6 protein-coding genes and 1 pseudogene are annotated in these 8,524 nt (G+C 27.5%); 5 read left to right on the forward strand and 2 right to left on the reverse strand.

Features of this window, described 5'->3' with window-relative positions; translation table 4 throughout:
• Positions 1-165: 165 nt before the first annotated feature.
• Positions 166-900, forward strand: a complete 735-nt coding sequence (tpiA, locus tag ACJA25_RS00180) for a triose-phosphate isomerase (protein WP_406615555.1) — start codon at positions 166-168, stop codon at positions 898-900.
• 9 nt (positions 901-909) lie between these two features.
• A complete protein-coding gene (locus ACJA25_RS00185; RefSeq protein ID WP_406615557.1) occupies positions 910-1,647 on the forward strand; it encodes a phosphotransferase family protein in 738 nt (245 codons plus the stop codon).
• Positions 1,648-1,729: 82 nt separating this feature from the next.
• On the opposite strand, the gene proS is transcribed toward ACJA25_RS00185, so the two are convergent.
• Both proS and ACJA25_RS00195 read right to left on the reverse strand, forming a co-directional pair.
• Positions 1,730-3,166: a proline--tRNA ligase gene (gene proS, locus ACJA25_RS00190; RefSeq protein WP_406615559.1), complete on the reverse strand. Its 1,437-nt coding sequence runs from the start codon at positions 3,164-3,166 to the stop codon at positions 1,730-1,732.
• A 150-nt stretch (positions 3,167-3,316) separates the two neighbouring features.
• Positions 3,317-4,672 carry an ATP-binding protein gene (locus tag ACJA25_RS00195; protein WP_406615561.1) on the reverse strand — a complete coding sequence of 452 codons (1,356 nt, stop codon included), beginning with the start codon at positions 4,670-4,672 and terminating at the stop codon, positions 3,317-3,319.
• Positions 4,673-4,934: 262 nt separating this feature from the next.
• Between ACJA25_RS00195 and pth the strand changes: the two genes are divergently transcribed.
• The 3 genes and pseudogenes from pth to ftsH form a co-directional block, all read left to right on the forward strand.
• On the forward strand, positions 4,935-5,501 hold the full coding sequence (gene pth / locus ACJA25_RS00200; protein ID WP_406615563.1) for an aminoacyl-tRNA hydrolase: 567 nt from the start codon (positions 4,935-4,937) through the stop codon (positions 5,499-5,501).
• Positions 5,501-6,388, forward strand: a complete 888-nt coding sequence (tilS, locus tag ACJA25_RS00205; RefSeq protein ID WP_406615565.1) for a tRNA lysidine(34) synthetase TilS — start codon at positions 5,501-5,503, stop codon at positions 6,386-6,388. The genes pth and tilS overlap by 1 nt, the downstream gene beginning before the upstream one ends.
• Positions 6,389-6,437: 49 nt before the next feature.
• A pseudogene (ftsH, locus tag ACJA25_RS00210) lies at positions 6,438-8,408 on the forward strand (ATP-dependent zinc metalloprotease FtsH); the annotation flags it as partial.
• Positions 8,409-8,524: the final 116 nt, after the last annotated feature.

Raw genomic sequence — 8,524 nt, forward strand, 5'->3', positions numbered from 1 at the left:
TTATTTAAAAAAATAACCAACACAAGAAAGAAAAGCAACGGGAAATTATCTTCTAAAAGAGAATTAATGTACATTTTTTGTATGTAAGTAGCAAACTTTTACAATTCTTTTTTTATTGTTTTTCTTTTATAATTTTATTAAATCCATAAACGGAAAAGAGGCACTATGAAGCAATTATTTGTTATAGGAAATTGAAAAATGAATAAAAGTTTTTCTGAAACTGCTGAATTTTTGGAAAAATTATGGTTTCTTTATAAGAAAAATAAAAAAGAGCTTTATCCAAATTTAGTTTTTGGAATTGCGCCTTCTTTTATTAATATTCCTGCTTTTAAACTAAATAGAATCAAAGAATTAAAAGTAGCAGCACAAAATATTAGTCATTTTAACAAGAACTCTAGAACTGGTGAAGTTAGTGGAATGATGTTAAAAGACTTAGATGTAGAGTATGTAATTGTAGGGCATTCAGAAAGAAGGCTTTATTGTAATGAAGACAATAAAGTTGTAAATGAAAAAATTAAAAAAGCTATTGAAAATGGGATAGTTCCTATTTTGTGTATTGGAGAAAATTCTAAAGAATTTCAAGAAAACAAAACCAAAGAAGTGATTAAAAAACAAATCAAAGAATCACTAGAAGGTGTTGATAGCAAAAACATTATTATTACTTATGAACCAGAATGAGCAATAGGAACAGGTGAAGCCGCTACTTCTGAAAATGTAGAAGAAATAGCAAAATTTATTCATTCAATTGTAGGAAAAGAAACAAAACTTTTATATGGCGGAAGTGTATGCCCAGAAAATGTTGCGGAATTATTTAAGCTCGAAGATGTTGATGGATTTTTAGTAGGAAAAGCAAGTCTTGATCCAGAAAAATTTATGAAGATATTATCTTTAAAAAAATAAGGTAGGAAAATGAAAAATAACGAAGAAATTAAGTATATAGAAACTGGTTTCACAAATGTTAGTTATATTCAAAATCATACTTTTGTTCAAGAAAAAAAATATACAGGCTTTAATCACAAAATAGACTATTCATTATTGTCTATTTTTGATTTTGTGCCTAAATTAATTAGCAACAATGAACAAAAGATAAAATGACAAGAAATAGAAGGCGAAAAACCAGATTTATCAGAAGAAAATTTAATTCAAATTGCCAAAAATATTAAACAAATTCATAACTCTAATATTAAATTTCCAGCATCAAACCACGCTGCTAGAGTTAAAAAATATAGACAAATATTAAAAGAAAAAAATATAGAAATCAAAGCCTTAAATGACTTTTATAGAATCATTAATAAAGTTTTAGCTAATATGGATAAAACCACTCCATTACATAATGATCTATGAACTTCAAATATGATTAAAGACAACAAAACCGGAAAAATCTATTTTGTTGACTGAGAATATGCAACATTGGGAGATAGAAATTTCGAATTAGCTTATTTCATTGAAAGCCAAAATTTAGATGAAAAGCAAATTGAAATTTTCCTTAACGCATATGATTCTTATATTGATGAAAAGATACTAACATTACATAGAATTTTAGTTAATTCTTTAGTTGTAATGTGAGCCAATGCCCAAGACATCCTTCCTTTTGATACTGCAATTTATGAAAAAAGAATGTATGAATTACAAGCAAAAATTAGTTAATTAATTTTACTAATTAACCTATAAAATAGGAAAAAACAACAAAAAAACTTCATAAGCAATTTTAGGCTATGAAGTTTTTTAATTAGTATGATTTTGCGAAAACAACGTATCTATTTGTTTCTTTTTTACATTTAGAAAAAATACATTTGCTCTTTTTTAATGGCTTGTCAAATTTCATTGGAATACATCTAGTAGAAGCGCCAGTTTCTTCTTTGATTTCTAATTCAGCATTGTCTAAACAACAAAAAGGAGCAATAACAAAATTATTTTTAGCTATTTCTTCTTTGAATTTTTCATAGGTTTCAACATAGACTGTTTTTTCATCTAATCTCTTTTTAGCGGCATCATATAAGTTTTGATGAATGTCATTAAGTAAAGTAGAAACATATTTTTTAACATCATTAATTGCTATAACTTTTTTCTCTAAAGTATCTCTTCTAACAATAGTAACATTATTATTTTCAATATCTCTTGGACCAACTTCGATTCTTATAGGAACCCCTTGAATTTCAGAATTAGAAGCTTTATAACCAGGTTGATGTTCACTAGCATCTAATCTAACTCTTCACTTTCTAGAAAGGGTTTCTTTTAGTGAAAGTGATGCTTGGTGTACTTTTGGATTTTTATCACCAAATAATTCTAAAATGTCAATTTGAATAGGAGCAATTTTAGGAGGAATAATAATACCTCTATTGTCACCATGAGTCATAATAATTGCACCTAACAATCTAGTTGAAACACCTCAAGAAGTTTGATAAACATTTTCGTTTTCATTATTTTTATTTTTGAAAACGATTTCGTATGGCTTTGAAAAATTTTGTGCTAAATAATGGCTTGTTCCTGCTTGTAAAGCTCTACCATCTTTCATCATTGCTTCAATTGTGTAAGTTGAGCAAGCACCAGCAAATTTTTCATGAGGAGTCTTTTTACCAGCAATTACTGGAATTGCTAAATAGTTTTTTACAAATCTTTCATAACAACTTAGCATTTCTCTAGCAAATCTTCTAGCTTCTAAAGCATTCGAATGACAAGTATGTCCTTCTTGTCATAAAAATTCTCTACTTCTTAAAAAAGGATTAGTAGTTTTTTCTCATCTAACTACATTTGCTCATTGGTTATAAACCACAGGTAAATCTTTATGTGAAATAATAATTTCTTTAAATAATTCAGCAAATAAAGTTTCAGAAGTAGGTCTGATATAAATATCTTCTGATAATTCTTTATCACCAACTTTGGTAATGGTTGCTAACTCAGGGTTAAAACCAGCAATGTGTTCCTTTTCTTTTGCTAATAAATTTTTAGGAATAAAAAGTGGCAAGTAAACATTTTGAATGTCTTTACTTTTGAATGCTTCATTTAAATATTTTTGAATAAGTTCTCAAATTCCATATGAGTTTGGTTTAAATACTATTGTTCCTTTAACTGGTCCATAAGAAATCAAATTTCCTTGCTTTACAACATCTGTATATCATTTAGCAAAATCTTGTTCTAATGGTGTGATTTTTTCTAATTCTTTCATAATTTTAATTATATAAAAAAGAAGTTTTTAACACTCAAAAATATATAAAAAGCAATTTTTTAAGCAAACTAAAACCAATAAAAAACAAAAATAAAACGGCCTATTTTTATGATAAATCACAATAAAAATAGGCTGGATTCATTACAATATTTAAATTAATTCAGAAATATTGATATTTACAAATTGATCTTGTTCATATTGTTTAGGTTGAACAAACATAGTCATATAAATTGGTAAGTATATAATTTTGCCTATTTGTTCAATGTTTTCGTTGCAAAAAACAATACCTTTTTTAATATCAAAGCTTTTATCACTTAATAAATTATTTAAAGCAGAATGTCTTTTATAGTCCTTACCACTTTTAACCTCAATAGGAATTACTTCATTTAATTCTTCTATTAAAAAGTCAATTTCACCCCGTTTTTTATTTGAATGAAAATATAACTCATAATTATGTGCTTTTAATTCTTGAGCAACAAACGATTCGCAAATAGCGCCATAATTATTTTTAGATGTATCACCATTTAAAATTTGAATTTGGTGACCATTAAAAATTTTGTAAGTTAATAAACCAACATCAGAAAGAAAAAGTTTAAACAATGTTCTTTCTTTGCTTGCCAAAAGTGGGTAAACTGGATTGTCAACATTATGTACAAATAAACCTACATCACTATGTTTTAGTCAAGTGAATGAAGTCTCATATTTATAAAATCTCGCTTTTTCATTTAAGTTTTTTAATATAAAACGTTTGTTTTGACTATTTAATTCACTAGGAATAAGATTGTAAATATCTTTAATTAGTAGCTTATTCATTTTTTCATATTTTGTTATGTCTTGCGCATAACCTAAATCAATTTGTTTTAAAATCTCATTGACTTTTGTCATATTATTTGTCTCAATAAAAGTAGCAACTGCTTTTGGCATTCCACCAACTACTAAATATGTATAAAACAAGTTCATTAATTGTTTATGAACAATTGGATCGATTTTTGCTAGGTTGTTATAGCATTCTTTTAAGTGTTGCAAAATTCTTTCAGAAATACCAATTGCTAAAATAAATTCCTCAAAATCCATTGGGTACATCTGAACTATTTTTAGAAAACCAATAGGTATCGATAATATTTCCTGAATTTTTACCCCAAGTAAAGAGCCTGAAAAAATAAATTTAAATTTTGTATTTTGAACCAAAAACTTAATTGGACTAATAGCATCATTAGCTTCTTGGATTTCATCAATAAAAATAATTGTTTCATTTTTAACAAGTTTGACATTTGATAAGGCTGATATTTTTAACATTAAGTCTTTTGAATCTTTTGCTGTATTAAATGCTTCGAGCGCTAATTTATTTTCAATTAAATTTAGTTCAATAAATTTTTTGTTTGTGTTTTTTAAAAATTCACGAATGGTTGTTGTCTTACCAATTTGTCTAGCACCATCAATTAAAAGCGCACTATCACTTTCATTAAATCACTTTTCAATTACATTTGTTATTTTTCTTTTTAGCATATTTTTCCTTAACAAAATCTAAATTTATATAACTTAATTATAGTAAAAATTGCATTTTTCCAACCAATTTAACCCCCAAAAATTGCATTTTTCCAACCAATTTAACCCCCAAAAATTGCATTTTTCCACCAATTTAACCCCCAAAAATTGCACTTTTCCAACTTTTTTGACATTAAAAAAAACAAAATGTGGGGGTTAAAGTCAATAATTTTCTAATTTTTGATATTTCAAAACAACTTTTTTAATATATATAATATTAATTATGAAATTAATAGTTGGTTTAGGAAATCCTGGAAGTAAATACAAATTCAACAAGCATAATGTTGGTTTTTTAGTAATTGACAAATTATGTGAAAAATGACAAATAGATAATTTAAACAAAGAAAAATTTAATGGTGCTTTTACCATAGTTGACGACGTTGTGGTTGCTAAGCCAATGACATATATGAATAAATCTGGTGAATTTATCAGAGATATAGTCAAATACTTCAAAATTCAAACCTCTGACATTCTAGTTATTCATGATGAAATAAATATGGAAATTGGTAAGGCTTCAATAAAAATAGGTGGTTCAGCAGCAGGACATAATGGTCTAAGTAGCATTATTGATGAACTTCAAACAAAGGATTTTAAAAAGATTAGAATCGGAGTTGGAAGAGATACAACTAAAGAACTAAAAGATGACGTTTTATCGAACTTTACAAAAGAGCAAATGCCGATTATTGAAATAATTTGTACCAAAGCAGCAGAAGCAGCTGCTTCATTTGCCTTTAATGACATTAATGTTGTAATGGAAAGATTTAACGTAAATAGAAGAAAAGGTAGTTAATGATTTTACTAGCGGTAAGTGGTGGACCCGATTCAATGTTTATGCTCAATGACCAGCTTAAAAAATACGGGAACAACCAAATTGTTGTTGCTTTTGTAAATTACAATCAAAGAAGCGATTCAAATATTGATCAAAAAATTGTTGAAGACTTTTGTTTAAAGTATCATATTCAACTTGAAAAGTTAATTTTGAGCAAACAAGATTACCAAAAAAATAATTTTCAAGAATGAGCTAGAAACAAAAGATACGATTTTTTTTATGAAATTTATACTAAGTATAATTGTCAAAAATTATTAGTAGCACAACATAAAGACGACTTTTTAGAAACTGCAATAATGCAAGAAAAAAGAAAAAAAGTTGTCAATTATTATGGGATAAAAAAACATTCAATTTTGTTTAAAATGAATGTTGAAAGACCTTATTTATTTAAATTTTTCAAAAAAGAAATTGAAGCAAAAAATAAGAAAAATGGTATCAATTTTGCAATTGATTACACTAACAATTCTGACAAATATGAAAGAAACGCAATTAGACATTTGTTGGAAAAATCGTCGAATTTTTACAAAAATTGTTTAATTTTAAAATTTAGGATAAAGAATAAATGGTTAGCTATCAAAGCAAAAAGAATTGAAAGAATATATAAAAGATGACAAAGTTATATTTTTTCACAAGATTTTTTTGCAAAAATTCGCTCTGAAAAAGACAAATTATCTTTAATTTATAAGTTAATAAATGAAAAATTTGATGGTATTAATCTAACTAAAAATAAGATTTTAAGCATTATTGATTTCATTATTTCGAAAAATAGAACTAGTACTTTTTTGCTAAAAAATAACATATTTTTAGTTAAAAAACAAGGAAAGTTAATTTTTAAGTTTGATAATTAGCATAATATAATATTATTTAAATATTAATAATAGGAACAGAAAGGTAGAAATGAAGCAAAAAACTCCATTAAGCAAGACAAAAATCATTGTAATTACTTTCTTTGTAGTTATAGCAACAATTTTGATTTCTCTTGTTTTATACAAATGACTTCAACCTAAGCCAACTGAAATTACATATGACTTTTTTGAAAAGAAAATTTCAGAAGCAGCTGCTGATTCAGGTGATGGTAAATATATTGAACAAATTCTTTTTAACACTGATACTCAATCAGCGCTTTTACGTTATCACGTAGATGGAAAATCATTTTACTACAAAGTAGGTATTCCATTTAGACTTATTGATGCTTGATTCGATAAATCAAAACAAGAAGGCCAACTTTTAGTAGATGCTTTAAAATTTGTTAATTCAAAAGGAGCAGAAAGTACTGGTTCGTTAAGTTCTGTAATTCCTCAACAACAATCTGTGTTTATGAAGTGATTTACTTTATTGTTACCAACAATCATTTTTGGTATTATCATCTTCATTGTTTATAAAGCACAAATGAATATGTACAATGGAACAGGAGCAATTGGTGAAAAATCAAATCCTGCTGTTAAAGTAAAAAGCGATAAAACATTTAAAAATGTTGCTGGGAACTCTGAAGCAATTGAAGAAATCAAAGAAATTGTTGATTATTTAAAAAATCCTAAAAAATACGAAATTGCTGGCGCAAGAATGCCTAAAGGTATTTTATTAGGTGGTCCTCCAGGTACAGGAAAAACATTATTAGCTAAAGCAACTGCTGGTGAAGCAAATGTTCCTTTTTACTTCATTTCTGCTTCTAACTTTGTTGAAATGTATGTAGGTCTTGGAGCAAAAAGAGTTCGTTCTGTAGTTAATGAAGCAAGAAAGAATGCTCCTGCAATTATCTTTATTGATGAGTTAGATGCCATCGGAAGAACCAGAGGTTCTGGTATTGGTGGTGGAAACGATGAAAGAGAACAAACACTTAACCAATTGTTAGTTGAAATGGATGGAATGACAGAAAATAATGGTTTATTATTTTTTGCTGCAACCAACAGAACTGACATATTAGACCCTGCTTTAACTAGATCAGGTCGTTTCGATAGAACTATTACAGTAAGTTTACCTGATGTAAAAGAAAGAGAAGCAATTTTAAGATTGCATGCTAAAGGTAAAAGAATTTCAAAAGATGTTGATTTAGCACAATTAGCAAAAAGAACTCCTGGATATTCTGGTTCTCAATTAGAAAACGTTATTAACGAAGCTAGTTTATTAGCGGTTAGAGAAAATAGCGATGTAATTTTAAGAAGTCATATTGATGAAGGTGTTGATAGAGTTGTTTCAGGGCCTGCTAAGAAAAATAGAGTTATTACCAAAGAAGAACTTACTATGGTTGCTTACCATGAAGCTGGTCACGCAGTTGTTGGTATCAAATTAAAAGGTGCTAACAAAGTTCAAAAAATTACCATTATCCCTCGTGGAAATGCTGGTGGATATAACTTAATGACCCCTGAAGAAGAAAAATACAATGCTTCAAAATCAGAATTAATCGCGGTTATTACCAGCTTTTTAGGTGGTAGAGCTAGTGAACAAATCATTTACGGAAAAGGTGAAGTATCAACCGGTGCTGCTGATGATATTGCTAAAGCAACTAAGATCGCAAGAAGAATGGTTGCTGAATGAGGTATGTCAAGTTTAGGACCAATTCAATATGAAGAAGATACAACTAATCCATTTTTAGGTAGAGATTTTGCTAAATCTACTCACTCAAACCAAGTTGGTCATGAAATTGACTTAGAAGTAAGAAAAATCATTTTAGAAGCTGAAGCAAAAGCGATTGAAATCATTTCTGCTAATAGAGATTTACTTGAATTAATTAAAGATGCTTTATTAGAAAAAGAAACTATTGTCGCTGAAGAAATTGAATATATCGAAAAAAATATGAAACTACCTCCAAAAGAGGAAAAAGTTGTATCAAATACAGCTGAAGCTAATGTTTCACTTGATGACTTATTACAAGAAGTTAATAATTCAAATACAAAAGTACAGCAAGTAATTTCTGTAACTTCTACTGAATCTGAAATTCATGCAATTAATTTAGATGAAGAAATCAAAAAGCAAACTATTGAAAT

Source organism: Mycoplasmopsis hyopharyngis (assembly GCF_045276885.1).
GTDB classification, from domain to species: domain Bacteria; phylum Bacillota_I; class Bacilli_A; order Mycoplasmatales; family Metamycoplasmataceae; genus Mycoplasmopsis; species Mycoplasmopsis hyopharyngis.